Source organism: Brucella pecoris, from assembly GCF_006376675.1.
Classification (GTDB): domain Bacteria; phylum Pseudomonadota; class Alphaproteobacteria; order Rhizobiales; family Rhizobiaceae; genus Brucella; species Brucella pecoris.
In genome coordinates, this window is the sequence record NZ_VEWK01000011.1 from 179,947 (window position 1) to 198,322 (window position 18,376).

The window sequence follows — 18,376 nt, forward strand, 5'->3', positions numbered from 1 at the left end:
ACAGGAAAAGGAGGGCTGTACGATGTATGTGACGCGTCATGATCATCACCGTCAGCACGGCCCCGATTTTGCCCTGCATAAGTAACTTGTGCAGGGCGGAAAAAGACAAGGTGTCTGTTCCAAAAGTCACCATGCCGGTCTGCAAATGGCAATTCCCTGCGTTCCGGTGCTCATGTACGTTCAGTACATTGCGCTCCGGTACTCGAAAATCACCATTTTCGCCACGGCCTGCTGCTTTTTGATCCAGACACTGCAACCACTGTCTTATTCTGCCTTTTCCTGAAGGCGCGGTCGTTGAAACGCTGCCGGACATTCGCCAGCACATCTATCCGTGTCACGGTTTGGAAACCGGGCATTCGTGCGTGGCAGAATTGGGCTGATTGCCATGTCTCTTGTTTCTATCCAGAATCTTTCACTGACCCTTCATGAACCGCTGTTCGCCAATCTCGATCTCGTCATAGGCGAGGGCGAGCGGCTTGGCATCGTAGCCGCCAACGGACGCGGCAAGACCAGTCTTCTGCGCCTTCTTGTCGGTGAGGGGGAGCCAACGCTTGGCACCATCACGCGGTCGCGGGGAGTGAAGGTCGGCTATGTCAGCCAGTATGTTCCCCAGAACCTGTTGGAGCGCAGTTTTTACGAGGTTGTGCTGGATGGGCTCGACGCCGAGGCGCGCGATTATGAAAGCTGGCGCGCAGATATCGTACTGGATGATCTCAACGTCACCGACGAACTGCAGCAGCGCCCCATAGGACAGCTTAGCGGCGGCTGGCAACGGCTTGCACTTCTGGCGCGGGCATGGGTATCAGAACCTGATGTTCTCCTTCTTGATGAGCCGACCAACCATCTGGACCTCGAAAAAGTGCGGCTGCTGGAAAACTGGCTGAACGCGCTGCCACGCTCCGTTGCGGTGATTGTCAGCAGCCACGACCGCGCGTTCCTTGATGCGGTTACGAAGCGGACACTGTTTCTGCGGGCAGAAAAATCACCGGTTTTCGCTCTGCCATATAGTCAGGCACGCGTTGCACTCGATGAAATCGATGCGGCTGATGCCCGACAGTTCGAAAAGGACATGAAGACAGTCCAGCAATTGCGCAGGCAGGCAGCGAAGCTAAACAATATTGGCATCAACTCGGGCAGTGACCTGCTGGTCGTGAAAACCAAACAGTTGAAAGCGCGCGCCGACAAGATCGAGGAAAGCGCCAAGGCGGCGCATGTGGAGCGCTCTGCTGGCAAGATTATATTGAGCAGCCGAGGCAGCCACGCCAAGGCTCTGGTTGTTCTCGATCAGGCCGAAATTGCCACGCCCGATGGACGGCTTCTGTTCAGGACCGGCCAGCTTTGGATCAATCCGGGTGAGCGAATTGTCCTGCTGGGCGCCAACGGCATGGGCAAGACCCGGTTGCTGACGCTGGTGCGCGAGGCCATTCTTGCACCGGATCAAGCGCAGGCAGGGATCAAGGCGACACCGTCCCTGGTGCTCGGATATAGCGATCAGGCCTTGTCGGAGCTTCGCCCGGACTGGACACCATTTGAGACGATTGCCAGGCGTTTCGATATTGGCGATCAGCGGACGCGATCCTTGCTGGCCGGTGCGGGCATGACGCTTGAAATGCAGGCCAAGCCGCTGGAACGTTTGTCCGGTGGGCAGAAGGCGCGCCTTGCCATGCTGGTTTTGCGGTTGACCAATCCGAACTTCTATATTCTTGATGAACCGACCAATCATCTCGATATCGAAGGTCAGGAAGCGCTGGAAGTGGAACTGCTTCGCAATGAGGCGGCGAGCCTTATCGTCTCGCACGACCGCAGTTTTGTTCGCAATGTCGGCAACCGTTTCTGGATGATCGAAAGAAAAAGGCTGGTCGAAGTGGAAAGTCCGGAGTTTTTCTTTGATGGAATCGGAAGCTGATTGCCTGCAACATCTTTTGGTTGTTTAACAATTTCTGCAACTTCTGGCCGGGTGTGGGCGTTCACATCCGGCCCGGACATGAAACGAAGCGTGTATAGCTTAAATCGATTAAGAGTTTGAGCGCGCAATGTTTTTAGCTCTCTCACCCTTGCAGGGGGCGGGGGACTTTGACAAAAGGTTTGCACAGTGTCGCTATAAGAGGCGGCAATCGCGGGGTTCATGCGCCGCGTCCACGCAATTCGAATTCAGGACTTTGTTCAAATGGCCAAGACCGCAGAGCAGCACCCCCACGGACTGGATCGCATTCTCACACTCGAACTGGTCCGCGTGGCCGAGCGTGCAGCGGTGGCCGCGGCGAGGCTGCGTGGCCGCGGCGACGAAATGGCTGCCGATCAGGCCGCCGTCGATGCCATGCGTCAGGAACTGAACCGTCTTCCCATTGCCGGAACGGTTGTTATCGGTGAAGGCGAGCGCGACGAAGCGCCGATGCTTTATATCGGCGAAGAAGTTGGTACCAAGCAGGGGCCCGACGTCGATATCGCACTCGATCCGCTGGAAGGCACGACGATCTGCGCCAAGAACCTGCCGAACTCGCTCGCTGTCATCGCGATTGCCGAGAAGGGTAACCTGCTTTACGCGCCTGACGTCTATATGGAAAAGATCGCCGTTGGTCCGGGCTACTCGAAGGGCGTTGTGGACCTTGACGCCAGCCCGACGGATAACATCATGTCCGTCGCCAAGGCAAAGGGCGTGAAGCCGAATGAAATCACGGCTTGCATCATGGACCGTCCCCGCCATGCGCGTCTGATCGAGGAAGTACGGGCGACCGGCGCTGCGATCCGCCTCATCGGAGATGGCGATGTTGCGGGTGTGATGCACACGACCAATCCGGACGAAACCGGCATCGACATCTATATCGGTATTGGCGGCGCTCCCGAAGGCGTTCTGGCTGCAGCAGCTCTTCGCTGCATTGGTGGCCAGATGCAGGGTCGTTTGCAGCTCAATAGCGATGAAAAGATCGCTCGTGCCGCGAAGATGGGCATTGCGGACCCGGAGAAGGTCTATTCGCTGGAAGAAATGGCCAAGGGCGACGTGCTTTTTGCCGCTACCGGCGTGACGGATGGCAATATGCTCTCCGGTGTGAAGTTCGCCCGCGACTATATCCAGACGCACACTATCGTTATGCGTTCAAGCTCGCAGACCGTGCGCGAGATCAAGGCTCGCCATCAGGATTTGTCCAAATTCTAGGAGATTGCGCTAGAACGGTTCAGCCTAAACCTTGGCAGGATTGAACGTAGAATAGTCAAAGGCGGCATTGCAAAAATGCCGCCTTTTGTGTCTTTAGAAACTTATGACGACAGAGCGCTTTTTCCTTGGAATAAAACAATCCGCAACCGGACAGAAATGGGTAGACCGGCTTGGCCTGCGTGAGGCCAATACGGCGCTTGCCATTGCGCAGCATCACGGCCTTTCCGATCTGGTGGCCCGCGTTCTTGCCGGGCGAGGCGTGTCCGTGGAAGGCGCGCCGGAATTCGTCGATCCGACATTGCGCAATCTTATGCCCGATCCGGCGACGCTTACCGATATGGAGAATGCGGCAGGGCGGATTGCCGATGCCATTCTGCGCCGCGAGACCGTGGCCATTTTCGGCGACTACGATGTCGATGGGGCGTGTTCTTCCGCTTTGATGGCGCGTTTTCTCAAACATTATGGCATTCAGCATTCCATTTATATTCCCGACCGGATTTTTGAAGGTTACGGCCCCAATCCCGATGCCATGCGCGATCTTGTCGCCAAGGGTGCGACCCTTATCGTTACAGTCGATTGCGGCACCAACAGCGCACCGTCCATCACGGCTGCTAGGCAGGCCGGAGCGGATGTTGTCGTGCTTGACCATCATCAGGTCGGCGGCGATCTGCCGGAAGATGCGGTGGCTATCGTCAATCCGAACCGCGAAGACGATATTTCGCAGCAGGGGCATCTTTGTGCGGCGGGTGTGGTCTTTCTGACATTGGTGCAGGTCGCAAAGATTTTAAGAGAACGTGGAAAAGGGCCAGGCCCTGATCTTCTTTCCCTGCTTGATCTGGTGGCGCTGGCAACGGTTTGTGACGTGGTGCCGTTGACCGGCGTCAATCGCGCTTTCGTCGTCAAAGGGTTGGTTGTTGCGCGGTCGCAGAGCAATGTCGGCCTCGCGGCTCTGGCGCGTGTGGCGCGCATTGGCGAACCGCTCAATGTCTTCCATCTTGGCTATCTGATCGGACCGCGCATCAATGCCGGCGGGCGCATCGGTGATGCGGGGCTTGGCGCACGGTTGCTGACGCTGGACGATCCTGCAACGGCGGATCGTATCGCCATCGAGCTTGACCGGCTCAATCAGGAGCGTCAGGCCATGGAAGCCGAGATGCTTATGGAGGCCGAAGCGGAAGCCTCGCTGGAAATTTCCGGCGGCGCGGGCGCATCGGTGATCGTGACGGCGAGTGACCGCTGGCATCCCGGTATTGTCGGGCTTCTGGCCTCGCGGCTCAAGGAAAAGGCGCGGCGGCCTGCCTTTGCCATTGCTTTCAACGCCAATGGTGTTGGGTCGGGTTCTGGGCGTTCGATCATGGGACTTGATCTCGGCAAGCTCGTACGCGGCGCGATGGAACGCGGGCTGCTCGTCAAGGGCGGCGGCCATGCCATGGCGGCCGGTATCACCATTGAGCGCGGCAATCTTGGCGCGTTGCGTGCATATCTCGAAGAAGAATCGGCGCATATCGTTTCGCGCCTGCGTGAAAACCAAAGCCTGTCCATCGACGGCGCACTGGCCGCATCGGGCGCAACGGTATCGCTCTATGAAGCCTTGCAGAAGGCTGGGCCGTACGGTTCTGCGCATCCACAACCCATTCTGGCACTGCCGCATCACATACTGGCCGATGCGCGCGGCGTTGGGCGCGATCATGTGCGCGTGAGCTTACGTGGTGCTGACGGAAAACGCGTCAATGCGATAGCCTTCCGGGCGGCTGAGGGCGATCTGGGGCGCTTTCTGTTCAACAATATCGGCCAGAGCGTGCATGTGGCGGGCAATCTGTCGCTAAATCACTGGAATGGCTCGGTCACAACTCAGATACAGATTCTGGATGCGGCTTTGCCCGTTTAAAATTCTGGGTCCATTTGAAATTTCTGGATTTTTTTGCCTTCACGCTCTTGTGAGGTGTGGGGGCGAATTCCCATATGAGCACTGATTTAAACATTCAGTCATGTCTCTAAATGGGAGTTAACAATGCCGGGTTCCGGAAGCCGCCTGACCAAACTGACAGCAGCAATGGTATTGGGGCTGATTGCCTCTTTTGCAGCGGTCGATTTCGCCGAGGCTCGCCGCGCAGGCGGTGGCGGTTTCGGCAGCCGTGGCGCGCGTACATATCAGGCGCCTGCGCCGACGCGTACCGCACCGAATAATGCTGCACCGATCGAACGTTCGATGACGCCGAACACCGGCACCACGCAGACAACCCGTCCCGCCGCCGCTGGTGCGCAGAATGCAGCGCCAGCCCGCGCTGGCGGTATGTTCGGTAATTTCGGTCGTTCCATGCTCGGCGGTTTGCTGGTTGGTGGTTTGATCGGCATGATGCTTGGTAACGGCCTTGGCGGTCTGGCTGGCATGTTCGGTCTTCTGTTGCAGGTGGCTGTGATAGCGCTGATTGCGATGTTCGTCATGCGCATGTTTGCTAATCGCCGTCAGGGTGCGACGGCAACGGCCGGTGCTGGCAATGCAAATGCGCAACCATTTGGCTCCGCCCAGCCTTTCGGGGCGGCCAAGAGTGCCGCACCGCAACAGGGTGGCAACTCTGGCGGTCGTACGCCTTCGGTCAATCCGTTCGGCGCGGGTGCCAGGCAGGCTGAAGAGCCGGTAACTCAGGCGGTCGAAGACGAGCCGATGGATGTCGGACAGGAAGAGCTTGATCGTTTCGAGCAGATGCTTTCGGAAATCCAGAGCGCCTATGGCCGCGAGGATTATGCTACGCTGCGCAAGCTGACCACTCCGGAAGCCATGTCCTACCTCGCCGAAGAATTGGGCGAAATCGCTTCCAGTGGCATGCGCAATGAAGTGAAGGACGTGAAGCTGCTTCAGGGCGACGTTTCGGAAGCCTGGCGTGAAGGCAATGTCGACTATGCCACTGTGGCGATCCGCTACTCCGCAATCGACATCATGCTGGACCGCAACACCGGCGCTGTCGTTGAAGGCAATCCGGATGAACCGGTGGAAAGCACCGAACTCTGGACATTCACCCGCACGGATGGCGGCGAGTGGCTGCTCGCGGCAATTCAGGGAACGGAATGACCGTTCAGGATTAAAAAAAGCCCGGTCGCGAGACCGGGCTTTTTGTTTTACGCATGTCTTTTTCCCGAAACCGGTTTCCACTTTCGGGTACCATGCCCTGTTACCAGCTACCGATATTTTCGGCTGAAGCCCATGGCTCCTGCGGCGCCAGACGATCACCCTTCTGGATCAGCTCGATGGAAATACCATCGGGCGACTTGATGAAGGCCATGTGCCCGTCGCGGGGCGGACGATTGATGGTAACACCTTTATCCTGCAGCTCTTGGCACGTAGCATAGATGTCATCGACCAGATAGGCTAGATGGCCGAAATTGCGGCCGCCCGTATAGGTTTCCGGGTCCCAGTTGTAGGTCAGTTCCAGTTCCGGGGCTCGTTCCGCCCTTGCCCGACCCGCATCGGCAGGCGCTGCAAGAAAGATCAGCGTGAAGCGCCCCTTTTCATTTTCGGTGCGGCGGATTTCTTCAAGGCCGAGTTTGTTTACATAAAAATCGAGAGATTCGTCGATGTCGCGAATTCGGACCATCGTGTGCAGATAGCGCATAGTCTTTTCCTCGGCTGTTGTAATTCGGGCGGCTGACGTTCGGAAAACGCAAGGACATCGAATCTAATGTCGAAGGCCGGACGTCAAGTTACCACGGACAGAATGGCGATCAAAAATTTTGAGCAGCAGATGTGACCGGAAATGTCCCGGAAACATCATTGCCTAATTGACGACCGGCCATATTTCAGGTGGTGGGTCAGTTTCAAATTGCTGCTGCGCTGGAAAAAGTAACCATGAAACTGTGAAGTCTGTGGTCTTCATGGGGACGGACGCAAGTTTGGGCTTGCCGCCTCCGGTTAAGGAAGTGTTATTCTTTGTGCAAGAATCAGGTTGGAATCGCAACGGAAGAACAGAGGAGGGGCGAACGCATGGCGGACAAGTCTGTGTCAAATGACCAGTTTCACAGCCAGCACGCCTCGGAAGAGCTGGGCGATATCATTGAAATTTCGGGCCATATCAAGTGGTTCGACGTGGCCAAGGGCTACGGCTTCATTGTTCCAGACCAACCGGGCCTTAATGACATTCTTCTTCATGTGACTTCACTGCGTCGCGACGGCTTCCAGACTGCTTTGGAAGGTGCGCGTATCGTTTGTGAAGTACGCCATGGTGATCGCGGCCTGCAATGTTTCCGCGTTCTGTCGATGGATACGTCGACCGCTGTTCATCCGGCGCAGATGCCGCCGCAGCGCACCCACGTGATCGTCACGCCGTCGAGCGGCCTCGAGCGTGTGATCGTCAAGTGGTTCAACCGCACCAAGGGCTTCGGCTTTCTGACGCGGGGCGAGGGGACGGAAGATATTTTCATCCATATGGAAACGCTGCGTCGTTTCGGCATGATGGAGCTGCGCCCCGGTCAGGTGGTGCTCATTCGCTTCGGCGAGGGTGACAAGGGCCTGATGGCCGCTGAAATCCATCCGGATATCGGCACGGCAATCCCGGTTTCGCATTAGAGCGCGTCTCGATCTGAATGAATCAGATCGACACTCTATCCGCTTCTATTTCAAGCATAGCCTTATCAACCGTCGGTTCACTCCGGTTGGATCATGCTCTAATCGAGCGTGTTACTCAGAGCGCGCCGAAACTTCCAATTGTAGTAACAAGCGGGTGAAATACGCTTTGTACGGCCTTGCGTGGTCTTGTCGCCATCCTGTCCCCTTGATAGGTTCCCGACCGGATTAGAGCGCGTTTCGATCTGATTGAATCAGATCGGCGCTCTAATCATTTGTTTTTATGCGCATCTTTTCCGAAACCCGTTTCACACTTTTCGGGATGCGCTTTATGTCAGAATGGGCAGGGTATGGGCCGCATTTTTCTCGCTCTTGCATTTGTTTTCTTCGCATTCGCTGCTCAGGCCGATGAAACACAGCCGATGCGGCTGCCAGTCGATAAAGAGCCACTGACTTTCATCACCTCCAATGGCAACAAGGTCAACTTTGCGCTTGAAGTGGCGGAAAGTGATGAAGCGCGTATGCGCGGGCTGATGTGGCGCACGGATTTTCCCAAAGATCGGGCGATGATCTTCGTGTTTGGTGAGATGCGCCGCGTCATGATGTGGATGCAGAACACGCCATCGCCGCTTGATATGGTCTTCCTTGACGATAAGGGGCGCGTATCGGCCATTCACGAAAATGCGGTGCCATTCTCCGAAAATATCATTTCATCTGAGGTTCCGGCAGCGTATGTCGTTGAACTTCTGGCAGGTACCGTTAAACGAACCGGCATAAAGCTTGGCGACAGGGCGGTTCATCGCGTGATTTGCGGCGCGTGCAAGCTTTGACGTCAAGACAATGCAATCAAGAGGAATAAACAGGTGAGTGCCTTCGATATCGAATATTTCGAACATGACGGCTTGCGTCTGGCATATCGTCAGGACGGAGAGGGCGATCCGATCCTGCTCATTCACGGCTTTGCTTCTTCGAGCCTCGTCAACTGGGTTTCACCAGGCTGGTTCCGCACGCTGACCGAAGCTGGATATCGCGTCATCGCCATCGATAATCGCGGGCACGGGCTTTCCGCGAAGCCCCATGACGCGGACGAATACACGCCGACCAAAATGGCGGCTGATGCGGCAGCCCTGCTCGATCATCTCGGGATCGAAAAGGCACACGTCATGGGTTATTCCATGGGCGCGCGCATTACCGCATTTCTGGCGATTGAACACGCCGAACGCGTCCGTAGTGCCGTTTTCGGCGGGCTTGGCATCGGCATGGTGACGGGCGCGGGTGACTGGGAGCCGATTGGCGAGGCGCTTCTCGCCGAGGATCCGGCGACGATTACGCATCCGCGTGGGCAGATGTTCCGCAAATTTGCCGATCAGACCAAGAGCGACCGTATCGCCCTTGCAGCCTGCGTGATTACCTCCAAGGAGTTGGTTCCCGCTGCCGCGATTGCACGTATTATGCAGCCTGTTCTCGTCGCTGTCGGCACGACTGACGATATTGCAGGCAGCGCTCAGGAACTGGCCGATCTTCTCCCAAATGGGCAGGCCGTCGATATTCCTGGCCGCGACCATATGCTGGCTGTGGGCGACAAGGTCTACAAGCAGGCGGTGTTGCAGTTTTTGAAAGAAAACCCGCTCTGACGGGAATTTGATTTTGGACAAAGAGCGCGCTGACGGGGCGCGTCAAATTCAGCCGTGTCAAGGCAAAGCATTTTAAGTTATGCTGCGCGCCGAACTCGTATTGCGGTGCAGGGATTGAGCGAAAAGTTCGGCTGTCGTCTCGCCTTGCACGGTGCAAAACTGGAGTATGCATATGTCCGTTCGCACATCAGCGAAAGCGACCCCCGGTTTGGGGCAGGTCGATCCTATCTGGCATTCCATCCGTGCTGAAGCGGAGGAAGCAGCCAAGAACGATCCCGTGCTGGGGACGTTCCTTTATGCCACGATCCTGAATCAGCCGAGCCTGGAAGATGCGGTCATGCATCGTATTTCCGAGCGTCTCGGTCATGCCGATCTGAGTGCCGATATTCTTCGCCAGACCTTCGATGCGATGCTGGATGCCAATCCGGAATGGTCCCAGACCGTGCGGGTTGATATTCAGGCGGTTTATGATCGCGATCCGGCCTATAACCGCTTCATGGACCCGATCCTTTATCTGAAGGGTTTCCATGCGATCCAGATCCATCGTCTGGCACATTGGCTTTACAATGAAGGCCGCAGGGATTTCGCTTATTACCTGCAGAGCCGTTCGTCCTCGATTTTCCAGACCGATATTCATCCGGCGGCCCGGCTTGGCAGCGGGCTGTTCCTCGATCATGCGACCGGACTTGTTGTCGGCGAGACGGCCTTGATCGAAGATAATGTCTCGATCCTCCACGGCGTCACGCTCGGCGGAACAGGGAAGTCGAGCGGTGATCGTCACCCGAAAATCCGCCATGGCGTGCTGATCGGTGCTGGCGCGAAAATTCTCGGCAATATCGAAGTCGGTCATTGCTCGAAAATCGCTGCCGGTTCGGTTGTTTTGAAACCCGTTCCGAACAACGTCACGGTTGCCGGTGTGCCAGCCCGGATCATGGGAGATACGGGCTGCGCCGAGCCTTCCCGCGTCATGGATCAGATGCTGGGCGAAGGGATTTAAGCGATACGTTGTATCGTTAGAGGCTGAACACGGCCGCTTGCTGGTTTTTTCCAGCATGCGGCCTATATTCTGTCAAAAGAAGCTATTAACTGCCGACAACCCTTAAGCACGGCTTTGCCGGGGGTTTACATAGGAAATTGCCGGGTGCAATAAACCGGTTCAATTCAATATCAGGAGAAGCCGGTTGAAACCCGAAGAACTCAAAAAACTGGACGCTTATTTCAAACGGACCTTCAACAATCCCGGCCTGCAGGTGAAGGCGCGCCCGCGCAAAAACGACTCCGCCGAGCTTTACCTCAACGACGAATTTCTCGGACTGGTCTATAAGGACGAGGATGAAGGCGAACTCTCCTACAATTTCTCGATGGCCATTCTCGACGTCGATCTTTGATCTGTCACGGCAATCGCGTTGCGAACGACGCTGATGCCCGGCAGGAATGCTCTTTGACGCCCTTTCCACAACGGAGAGGGCGTTTTGTTATCTTGACACGACTATCCCTGAGCCTTGGTTGTCTCTATGAAATTTGGTTTTCCATTGGCCATGCTCCTGATGGCCCTGTCTTTAGCTGCGCGCGCAGAAGTTCTGGGAACTATCGAAACCGAACAGGACGATGGCTCGCGCTCGGTGATTGAGATACTCGATGAACCGCAAAGAATCGGGAAATGTGACGGCGCTTATGCTGCCGCAGCTTATGTCATGGATCGCGATTTTTCTCTTCTTGCAGGAAAAGGATGCTGGAAGCTTCTCGGATCGGCGGAAATGTTAAAGCTGGAAATCGTGCTGGCTGCCACTGAGGAACATCTTTTGAGCGGAGTCCCGCTTGCCAAGATCAAGTTCGCTGAAGACGGTCGCTCCAAACTTCAGAATCTGGTTGGGCAATAAGATCAGTCGATCTGTTTCGTATCGTTTCCCAGAAGATGTGCGTTCGCAAAATCGACGACCGCCTTGTCCAGTGATTGCCAGTCGCCAAGCATGGAGCGGGGGAATCGATAGAGAATCTGCAAGTCGCGCCCAAACTGGACATCGCGCTCGCATGAGTTGAAGCTTTCCGCAGCAGTATCCGCAAGGCATCGCGCAACAAATTCCGGCTTGCCACTCCTCGGGTCGGACAAGACCAGTTCCTCGCCTTTATAACCGCTGTTTTCGAGAAAGCGGTGAACTGTCAGGTTTCCGGGGAGAACTTCTCCGGTCGGGTCTATCAGATCGGCGTATATCGGCAGGTAACGTCCGCTCATGTCGCGTGACATTCTTCGCTGCTCGATGGACATGAAGATGAGATGTCGCTTCGGAGTGAGAAGGTTGAAAATGGCGCGGTCGCGTTCCGTATAGCCGGTAAGTCCGGGCCAGCGGGCGTAGAGATCAAGACGCCCCGTTACGCCGTCGCGCCGCTGGCTCGAAAAGCGGATCATATTGGCTGGGATCGACAGGACGTTGTTGCCAATAATGATTTCATAAGCGTGTGTGCTGTCGGAGTGTCCGCCTCGCGCAATCAGCGGACCAAGCAGACGCCCGCCGACATTCACCGCGACTGAAAGCAGGATCAGAACGATAACCGCCAACAGCAGCCAGCCGAGGAGGCGGCTTCCAATTCTTGAAACGGTGTAATCTGGTGCTGTTTCCATACGGTCAGAATGTCATGGTAATGATATTGCAGAGAATATCGGTCTTTTATGGTTAACAGAGCGTGAAGTCGTGCTTGTATGACGGCTTGAAACGGCTTAGCGATTCAATATCGAGTTTGCTGATGGAGGAAGAACATGCCGATCTATGCTTATAACGGGCACAAGCCGCTATTTGCGGACCGCAGCAGCAATTGGATCGCGCCCGATGCGACCCTGATCGGCAAGATCGTTGTCGGTGAAAATGCCGGTTTCTGGTTCGGTGTGGTTTTGCGCGGCGACAATGAGCCGATCACCATCGGCGACGACACCAATGTTCAGGAACACACCGTTATGCACACCGATATCGGCTTTCCGCTGACGGTCGGGGCGGGTTGCACGATCGGGCATCGGGCGATTCTTCATGGCTGCACTGTCGGTGACAACACATTGATCGGCATGGGCGCCATCGTGCTCAATGGCGCGAAAATCGGAAAGAACTGTCTGATCGGGGCAGGGGCGCTTGTGACCGAGGGCAAGGAAATACCTGACAATTCGCTGGTCGTCGGTTCACCTGCGCGAATCCTCCGGGAACTGGACGATGCTGCTGTCGAGAAACTCAAATTATCTGCAGAGCATTATGTCGAGAAAGCCCGGTCCTTCATGCGTGGGCTGGAGCCGGCCTGAAAAAGAAAAAGGACGGGGCCAGAGGGAGACTGACGGCCCGTCCTTGTTCGATTGATCTGTTGATCAGTTCTTGATGCTGCCGACCAGGAGCTCACGGTCGGCCTTGATCGAGACCCAGCTACCGGTGTTCGTAGTCGACTGGCGCTTGAGATAGGTATAGTCGGTCTTGTTCCATGCAAGGACGCGGGTATCGAGATTGTCGAGAATGAAGTCGCCACGGTCGGTGCGAACCGTCAGAACCGCATGGCCTTCACCGTTTGGCTGACGAACTACCGTGAAAAGCAACGTGTTTGCCGGAATGCCGAGCGCCATCAGTTCGCGACGCTTCAAAAGCATGTAGTCGTCGCAGTCACCAACTGTTGTCGGGTATTCCCAATACTCTTCGCGCCCCCAGGCTTCCATATCGGTCATCGGTGCGATCTTTTCGTTGACGCTAGCATTGACCGCAATGATCTGCTTCCAGGTTTCAGGCGTCAGCTTCAGCATGTTGCTGTTGCGGCTGACGATGTTGCATTCGGACTTGTAGCGCTCGCAGAATTCATAATGACCGATCGGCTGCGACGTGCGTTCGCCGGTCGTCATCCACGGTGAATTGGAGGCGGGGCTTGCGGCCTCTGCCAGTCCGATTGCGAACAGCATCAGGATGGCTGCGATGATGGTTTGTTTTGTCATTCTTTTGTCTCCCTGTTGGAGACCAAGATGACTTGGACAATTTGAAGGCACGCAAATTTGCGTGCGAAAATGCGAGTCAAATTCGATTAAAACTGCAAATAACGCTGAAACTTTTTGTCAACGAACGGACAAATTCAGGGCAAATGGGGCTGTTTTTGCGGCTTTTTCGTGATTCCGGGCATTTCGCGGTTTGCCATTCCGTAACCTTGACGCGCATTCATCTTTTGGGCGACGGCTTTCAGCCGAAAAGATTGTCCAATGTTGTGCTGGTCTGGATGGTGGCAAACTCGATTGCGAAGCCGCCCTGGAAATGACGGACGACGGTGCCACGGATCGGCCCGAGCATGATGCCGCTCTTGATCGCGGGCTTGAACTCGCTTTCGATTGCCGCACCGGAAAGGGAAAGGTCGGCAATGCGGCACAGTCTTTGGGTGCCGTCGGCAAAAGTGATGTTGTGCTGGGTCTTGCGCGGCACGACGCGTTCGTGACGGCGATCTTCGGGCAGGGCAAGTTCGTGTTTGTTGGCGAGCCAGGTCAACTGTGCGGAAAGCTTGTCTTTCTTCTGCTCGGATGTCGACAGGAGAATGTGAAAGCCTTCGGATGTGACTTCGTTTGTTACACCCTCGATGCGTCCGACATGATCGACATAAGCGATGATACGCTCGCCATTTCGCGGGGTGGCTATACCGCTCATTAAGGCCGTTCCTGGCGACATACGTTTGATTACGCAAGGAAATTCACTGCGATTCTCTAGCATGTAACGGCCATTAAGATCGACATTCACGGCGTTGAAATTTTCCTGCCGCACATTGCTCGCAGAGGATGCCGCAGCAAATCTGTTCATCAAAGCCGATCCATCTCGAAATTTTACCTGTTCTCACTGCGGGCCATATTACAGCACGTATCTATAAAGAGAAATCGCGATATAGTGCACCGATCAGGCTTTACCGCCCTGAATGACGCGCAGTTTTGGAGCTGCATGTTCCTGTGACTTCGTCAGACGAACATTGGTCCATTGTCTGCCTGTACCGGCTGCATTTACTGTGATGGCTGCCGATTTTCGAACCTCGTCGGCCAGAATCAGATCGGGTGCAACCGGTTCGATAGAATTCAAATGGCCGAGGACAATTGGATCGGCACCAACCCAGGTGACGGAATCAAGCACAGCGACGCTGCCGAGAAGATTGATCTGTCCGTTGGGCGCTTCGAGCGGGGCCAGGAACATTTCCAGGCCAAGGCTTCGTCCGGACATACTGATTCCGACATGCGAAACAAGGGCAGGGACCTCAAGGGCACTGACATTTTGCGACAGTTCCTGAAGGGCTGCACGGTCTCGCTCAGGCCAAAGCGCGAGAAACCGCGTGTTCTTCAGTTCGCGTCCGAAAAGGGTGCAGATGCTTGTTCCGGCGAGACGAAACGACAAATCGCCTTGTTCACCGGCTTCGAGGAAGAAGAGGTCGGATAGATGGCGCCCCAGCTTGCGCGGCTCGATCTGTTCGCGCATCGGCGCACGAAAGAAACCGCTTTCCGTCCGGGCCAAGCGCTGCCACTCGCTGAAAATCGCGATCGTACTGCGGTGTTTCATCATACGCCGTTGATTTGTCCATTGCACGCGGAGGCTGGCTCCGCTGTTGAACGCATTAAAATAGTATTAACGGCGAGGATGCCAGTTTAACCCTTTCTTCATCCACCGGGCTCGTCCGTTAAGGTTAATAAAAAGTAATGGTTGCACGGTACTGAAAGACGCGCTTTGATAAGGCATCAGACGAAGCCCTTGACTTGGTTGGCTTTTTTCTGAGCTCCAGATTTGATTTCGCGAAAGAATTCTATTCGCGTCAAGGCCGACCGGGAACGTCCGTCGGCCTTTATTTTTAACCGATTGTGCCCTATCAACATGCATTGACCAGACGCAAAAGGCTCCTTCAGCCCGATTGTGATGCTTCGCATAAAAATAGAAAGCAGCAGTTTATGAGCGTTCCCCAGCCGGAAATGAATGGCAATAATCGCCGGTCGGGTAGTAGCGAGCCGATGTTCAATATTCCCGGCGTCGTGATTGCTCTGATAGGCCTGTGCGTCGCGGTGTATGTCTATCAGAACTACCTCATCAGCGAGCAGCAGAATTATGAGTTCATGCTCAATTTCGCTCTCATTCCGGCACGTTTCTCGCTGGCAGACGGCTTTACCGACCCTGCCGCACTTTTCACGCTCATCAGCTATTCCTTCATGCATGGCGGCATCGCCCATATTGCCGTCAACATGATTTGGCTTGCAGCTTTTGGTTCTCCGCTTGCAGGCCGCATCGGTACGGGGCGAATGATCACTTTCTGGATCTTCACTTCGGTGATTGCGGGGTTGACCCATTATGCGATCTATCCGGACAGCGTTTCACCGCTGGTAGGCGCATCGGGAGCGATTTCGGGAATGATGGGGGCTGCAGCGCGCTACGGTTTCCGTCGTATCGGCCATGGACGCCGATCGGAATTCGCGGGACCGGTTCTGCCGGTGGGGCTGACCCTGACGCTGAAGCCTGTTCTGACCTTTGTCGGTGTCTGGTTCCTGATCAACATCATTACCGGTCTTTACTCGACCGGCGGTGCGGATCTCTCAAGCATTGCATGGGAAGCGCATATAGGCGGTTTCATTGCCGGCTTCTTCGGCATATCGCTGATGGATCGCCCGCGCAGCTATGATGCGGTGCTGAGGCGATAGAGTGCCATGTCTATTTGGCTTTGACAAAGCCTGCCCCCCATTTGATGCCACTTGCCAATCTGACGATCAAAGCGCACCATCATGGAACGTGGTGGGAGGAGCTGCGTTCTGCTTCATATGGCGTTTGTGCGCCGGAAGCAGCGAGTGCTAAATCTTGGAGGGACTTTGGCATGACCGTAAGATCGATTCTCGAGACAAAGGGCAGGGATGTGTTGGTTATAGCACCTGCTGATACGCTATCCCACGCTGTCGCCATGTTGAACAAACACAAGATCGGTGCGCTGGTGGTGTGCGACGAGGCCGGTCGAATCAAAGGTATTCTGTCTGAACGCGATGTTGTGCGCGCAGTCGCAGCACAAGAAACCAAGGCGATGAGTATGCCGGTTGCCGAAGTCATGACGGCAAAAGTACAGGTCTGCCGCGAACATCACACGATTAATCAGGTGATGGAGATCATGACGCGAAGCCGATTCCGTCATATGCCTGTGGAGGAACATGGCAAGCTTGTGGGAATTATCTCGATCGGTGACGTTGTGAAGCGACGTATCGAAGACGTCGAGCGCGAAGCTGAGGACATCCGCACCTATATCGCTACCGCGTGAACCGGGGGACGGTTTTCCGGCATGTCTCCCGGAAGAAAAACCTGCCGGGAGACATTTTCATCGGAGATTCATATTTGAATCAACGCGCGCGCAGATATCGCTCCGCAGCGTAGAGCGAGATTGCGGCTGCATTCGATACATTGAGTGACTTGATTTCGCCCGGCATATCGAGGCGGGCAAGTGTCGTGACGGTTTCACGTGTCTTTTGACGGAGACCTTTGCCTTCCGCGCCCAGCACAAGGGCGATTCGTCCACCGGACAAGGTGGCCTCCATTTCCAGTGGTCCTTCCGAATCAAGACCGATGGTCTGGAATCCGAGGCCATGGAGCTCTTCAATCGCTTCGGCCAGATTGCGCACTTCGATATGCGGGATCATTTCAAGCGCGCCGGAGGCAGCCTTTGCCAGAACACCGGTTTCCTGCGGACTATGACGGCTTGTCGTAATCAGCGCGCCAGCACCGAAGGCGACGGCTGAGCGCATGATGGCGCCGACATTGTGCGGATCTGTCACCTGATCAAGAACGAGAAGCAGGGGACTGTCCTTCAATTCGAACAGTTTTTTGGCGCGCAGCGGTTCTGCTTCGATCATGACGCCCTGGTGGACGGCTTCAGAACCGGTTTCCTTATCGATGTCGCGCGGATCGACGATTTCGACGGGGAAGGAAAGAGATTCGGCTTCTCCGATCTCAAGCCGGGCGAAACCGTTTCGTGTTGCGCGCATGCGCAATATCTTGCGTTCAGGGTTTTCCACGGCAGCGCGGACCGTATGAAGGCCATAAAGGCGTACGGTTCCCTCGGTCACGGCGCTTGCCGAAATGGAAGGGCGCTGGGGCTTGCGCGGCGATTTGCCTTCAGTCGCGGTCTTCTGATCGCGATGCTGGCGGCGCAGGCGCGCATAATGAGAATCTTTTGGTGTGCGGGGCGAGTTTTCGTCGGTCATGGCGTGCTTATAGCTCTTTAGGTGAATGGAAGAAAGCGACTTCGCCAGTGATTGCTATGTGATTGCTATCAGGCTGTTCTGATTGCCAAATAACCGGCGCTAGCGCAAAAATCATGAGAAATGCAGGCGTTTAGACCTATATAGGAGGGCTATGCGAGAGGATGTTTCCACGACGTTGTGGACAGACATGCATTCTTTTCGCTTTTACCCTGTTGACAGGGGATAAGCTTATCGTCATAAGGCCCCTCGCGGATCGACGGCTGGCCCAACAGTCAGCCAGAAGCCCCGCGGAAATGCCTAGTCGCTCGACTCTGCTGATAGTGATATCTGGAGGGATGCCCGAGTGGTTAAAGGGGACGGACTGTAAATCCGTTGGCTATGCCTACGTTGGTTCAAATCCAACTCCCTCCACCACTGTCGGATCAGAGTTAAGAGTGCGCGGGTATAGCTCAATGGTAGAGCAGCAGCCTTCCAAGCTGAATACGCGGGTTCGATTCCCGCTACCCGCTCCAAATTCTTCAGGGCGGTTTGGCGTGTAAGGAATCATCGACGGGCGGTTCGCCGTTCCGTTTTGGCATAAATGCTGGCCCGGAAGCCAAACGGCTTTTGTGCTGGCGCTTGAGCGGTTCTAGAACAAAGAGAACAACGGCGATGGCAAAGAGCAAATTCGAACGTACGAAGCCCCACGTTAACATCGGCACAATTGGTCACGTTGACCATGGCAAGACGTCGCTGACAGCAGCGATCACGAAGTTTTTCGGCGAGTTCAAGGCGTATGACCAGATCGACGCCGCTCCTGAAGAGCGCGCCCGTGGCATCACGAT

The 18,376-nt window shown here is 55.5% G+C and carries 20 protein-coding genes, 2 tRNA genes and 1 pseudogene; 17 read left to right on the forward strand and 6 right to left on the reverse strand.

Features of this window, described 5'->3' with window-relative positions:
- Positions 1 to 145: 145 nt before the first annotated feature.
- The 5 genes and pseudogenes from FIB18_RS25470 to FIB18_RS19165 form a co-directional block, all read left to right on the forward strand.
- Positions 146 to 256: pseudogene (locus tag FIB18_RS25470) on the forward strand (flagellar basal body P-ring protein FlgI); the annotation flags it as partial.
- Positions 257 to 385: 129 nt separating this feature from the next.
- On the forward strand, positions 386 to 1,906 hold the full coding sequence (locus FIB18_RS19150; protein ID WP_140022215.1) for an ABC-F family ATP-binding cassette domain-containing protein: 1,521 nt from the start codon (positions 386 to 388) through the stop codon (positions 1,904 to 1,906).
- Positions 1,907 to 2,167: 261 nt separating this feature from the next.
- A complete protein-coding gene (gene glpX, locus FIB18_RS19155; protein ID WP_140022216.1) occupies positions 2,168 to 3,154 on the forward strand; it encodes a class II fructose-bisphosphatase in 987 nt (328 codons plus the stop codon).
- 103 nt (positions 3,155 to 3,257) lie between these two features.
- Positions 3,258 to 5,042: a single-stranded-DNA-specific exonuclease RecJ gene (gene recJ, locus FIB18_RS19160; protein ID WP_140022217.1), complete on the forward strand. Its 1,785-nt coding sequence runs from the start codon at positions 3,258 to 3,260 to the stop codon at positions 5,040 to 5,042.
- 123 nt (positions 5,043 to 5,165) lie between these two features.
- Positions 5,166 to 6,224, forward strand: a complete 1,059-nt coding sequence (locus FIB18_RS19165; RefSeq protein ID WP_140022218.1) for a Tim44 domain-containing protein — start codon at positions 5,166 to 5,168, stop codon at positions 6,222 to 6,224.
- A 100-nt stretch (positions 6,225 to 6,324) separates the two neighbouring features.
- Here FIB18_RS19165 and FIB18_RS19170 read toward each other — a convergent pair whose 3' ends face one another.
- A complete protein-coding gene (locus tag FIB18_RS19170) occupies positions 6,325 to 6,765 on the reverse strand; it encodes a VOC family protein (protein ID WP_140022219.1) in 441 nt (146 codons plus the stop codon).
- A gap of 368 nt (positions 6,766 to 7,133) precedes the next feature.
- Here FIB18_RS19170 and FIB18_RS19175 point away from each other — a divergent pair, with 368 nt between their 5' ends.
- The 6 genes from FIB18_RS19175 (at position 7,134) to FIB18_RS19200 (ending at position 11,226) form a co-directional block, all read left to right on the forward strand.
- Complete coding sequence (locus FIB18_RS19175) at positions 7,134 to 7,715, forward strand: cold-shock protein (RefSeq protein WP_105543223.1); 582 nt, start codon at positions 7,134 to 7,136, stop codon at positions 7,713 to 7,715.
- Between the two features lie 347 nt (positions 7,716 to 8,062).
- Positions 8,063 to 8,542: a DUF192 domain-containing protein gene (locus FIB18_RS19180; protein WP_140022220.1), complete on the forward strand. Its 480-nt coding sequence runs from the start codon at positions 8,063 to 8,065 to the stop codon at positions 8,540 to 8,542.
- Between the two features lie 33 nt (positions 8,543 to 8,575).
- Positions 8,576 to 9,346 (forward strand): alpha/beta fold hydrolase, encoded by a 771-nt coding sequence (locus FIB18_RS19185; protein ID WP_140022221.1) that lies wholly within the window; start codon positions 8,576 to 8,578, stop codon positions 9,344 to 9,346.
- Between the two features lie 172 nt (positions 9,347 to 9,518).
- Positions 9,519 to 10,343 (forward strand): serine O-acetyltransferase, encoded by an 825-nt coding sequence (gene cysE / locus FIB18_RS19190; protein WP_140022222.1) that lies wholly within the window; start codon positions 9,519 to 9,521, stop codon positions 10,341 to 10,343.
- Positions 10,344 to 10,527: 184 nt separating this feature from the next.
- Positions 10,528 to 10,734: a DUF3126 family protein gene (locus tag FIB18_RS19195; protein WP_010659890.1), complete on the forward strand. Its 207-nt coding sequence runs from the start codon at positions 10,528 to 10,530 to the stop codon at positions 10,732 to 10,734.
- 126 nt (positions 10,735 to 10,860) lie between these two features.
- Positions 10,861 to 11,226, forward strand: a complete 366-nt coding sequence (locus FIB18_RS19200; RefSeq protein WP_140022223.1) for a hypothetical protein — start codon at positions 10,861 to 10,863, stop codon at positions 11,224 to 11,226.
- Between the two features lie 2 nt (positions 11,227 to 11,228).
- Here the strand turns inward: FIB18_RS19200 and FIB18_RS19205 are convergent, their stop codons facing one another.
- Entirely contained in the window at positions 11,229 to 11,966 is a 738-nt protein-coding gene (locus tag FIB18_RS19205; RefSeq protein ID WP_140022224.1) for a hypothetical protein, read from the reverse strand.
- Between the two features lie 135 nt (positions 11,967 to 12,101).
- Between FIB18_RS19205 and FIB18_RS19210 the strand changes: the two genes are divergently transcribed.
- Positions 12,102 to 12,629 (forward strand): gamma carbonic anhydrase family protein, encoded by a 528-nt coding sequence (locus FIB18_RS19210; protein ID WP_140022225.1) that lies wholly within the window; start codon positions 12,102 to 12,104, stop codon positions 12,627 to 12,629.
- A gap of 63 nt (positions 12,630 to 12,692) precedes the next feature.
- Here FIB18_RS19210 and FIB18_RS19215 read toward each other — a convergent pair whose 3' ends face one another.
- The 3 genes from FIB18_RS19215 to FIB18_RS19225 all read right to left on the reverse strand — a co-directional run bounded on the left by FIB18_RS19215 (position 12,693) and on the right by FIB18_RS19225 (position 14,886).
- Positions 12,693 to 13,301, reverse strand: coding sequence for a transglutaminase-like cysteine peptidase (locus FIB18_RS19215; protein WP_140022226.1), 609 nt, complete (start codon positions 13,299 to 13,301; stop codon positions 12,693 to 12,695).
- 238 nt (positions 13,302 to 13,539) lie between these two features.
- Positions 13,540 to 14,145 (reverse strand): PilZ domain-containing protein, encoded by a 606-nt coding sequence (locus FIB18_RS19220; RefSeq protein WP_140022227.1) that lies wholly within the window; start codon positions 14,143 to 14,145, stop codon positions 13,540 to 13,542.
- Positions 14,146 to 14,238: 93 nt separating this feature from the next.
- Positions 14,239 to 14,886 carry a PAS domain-containing protein gene (locus FIB18_RS19225; RefSeq protein ID WP_140022239.1) on the reverse strand — a complete coding sequence of 216 codons (648 nt, stop codon included), beginning with the start codon at positions 14,884 to 14,886 and terminating at the stop codon, positions 14,239 to 14,241.
- A gap of 383 nt (positions 14,887 to 15,269) precedes the next feature.
- Between FIB18_RS19225 and FIB18_RS19230 the strand changes: the two genes are divergently transcribed.
- Positions 15,270 to 16,010, forward strand: a complete 741-nt coding sequence (locus FIB18_RS19230; RefSeq protein ID WP_140022228.1) for a rhomboid family intramembrane serine protease — start codon at positions 15,270 to 15,272, stop codon at positions 16,008 to 16,010.
- A 170-nt stretch (positions 16,011 to 16,180) separates the two neighbouring features.
- On the forward strand, positions 16,181 to 16,612 hold the full coding sequence (locus FIB18_RS19235; protein WP_140022229.1) for a CBS domain-containing protein: 432 nt from the start codon (positions 16,181 to 16,183) through the stop codon (positions 16,610 to 16,612).
- A gap of 79 nt (positions 16,613 to 16,691) precedes the next feature.
- Here the strand turns inward: FIB18_RS19235 and rlmB are convergent, their stop codons facing one another.
- Positions 16,692 to 17,552, reverse strand: coding sequence for a 23S rRNA (guanosine(2251)-2'-O)-methyltransferase RlmB (rlmB, locus tag FIB18_RS19240; RefSeq protein ID WP_140022230.1), 861 nt, complete (start codon positions 17,550 to 17,552; stop codon positions 16,692 to 16,694).
- Between the two features lie 329 nt (positions 17,553 to 17,881).
- On the opposite strand from rlmB, the gene FIB18_RS19245 reads away from it, so the two are divergent.
- From FIB18_RS19245 to FIB18_RS19260, 3 genes are all read left to right on the forward strand, one after another.
- Positions 17,882 to 17,966: transfer RNA gene (locus FIB18_RS19245), tRNA-Tyr, on the forward strand.
- A 24-nt stretch (positions 17,967 to 17,990) separates the two neighbouring features.
- Positions 17,991 to 18,064: transfer RNA gene (locus FIB18_RS19250), tRNA-Gly, on the forward strand.
- Positions 18,065 to 18,203: 139 nt separating this feature from the next.
- Positions 18,204 to 18,376: GTP-binding protein (locus FIB18_RS19260; protein ID WP_235894968.1), on the forward strand; the 173-nt coding region annotated here is incomplete at its 3' end.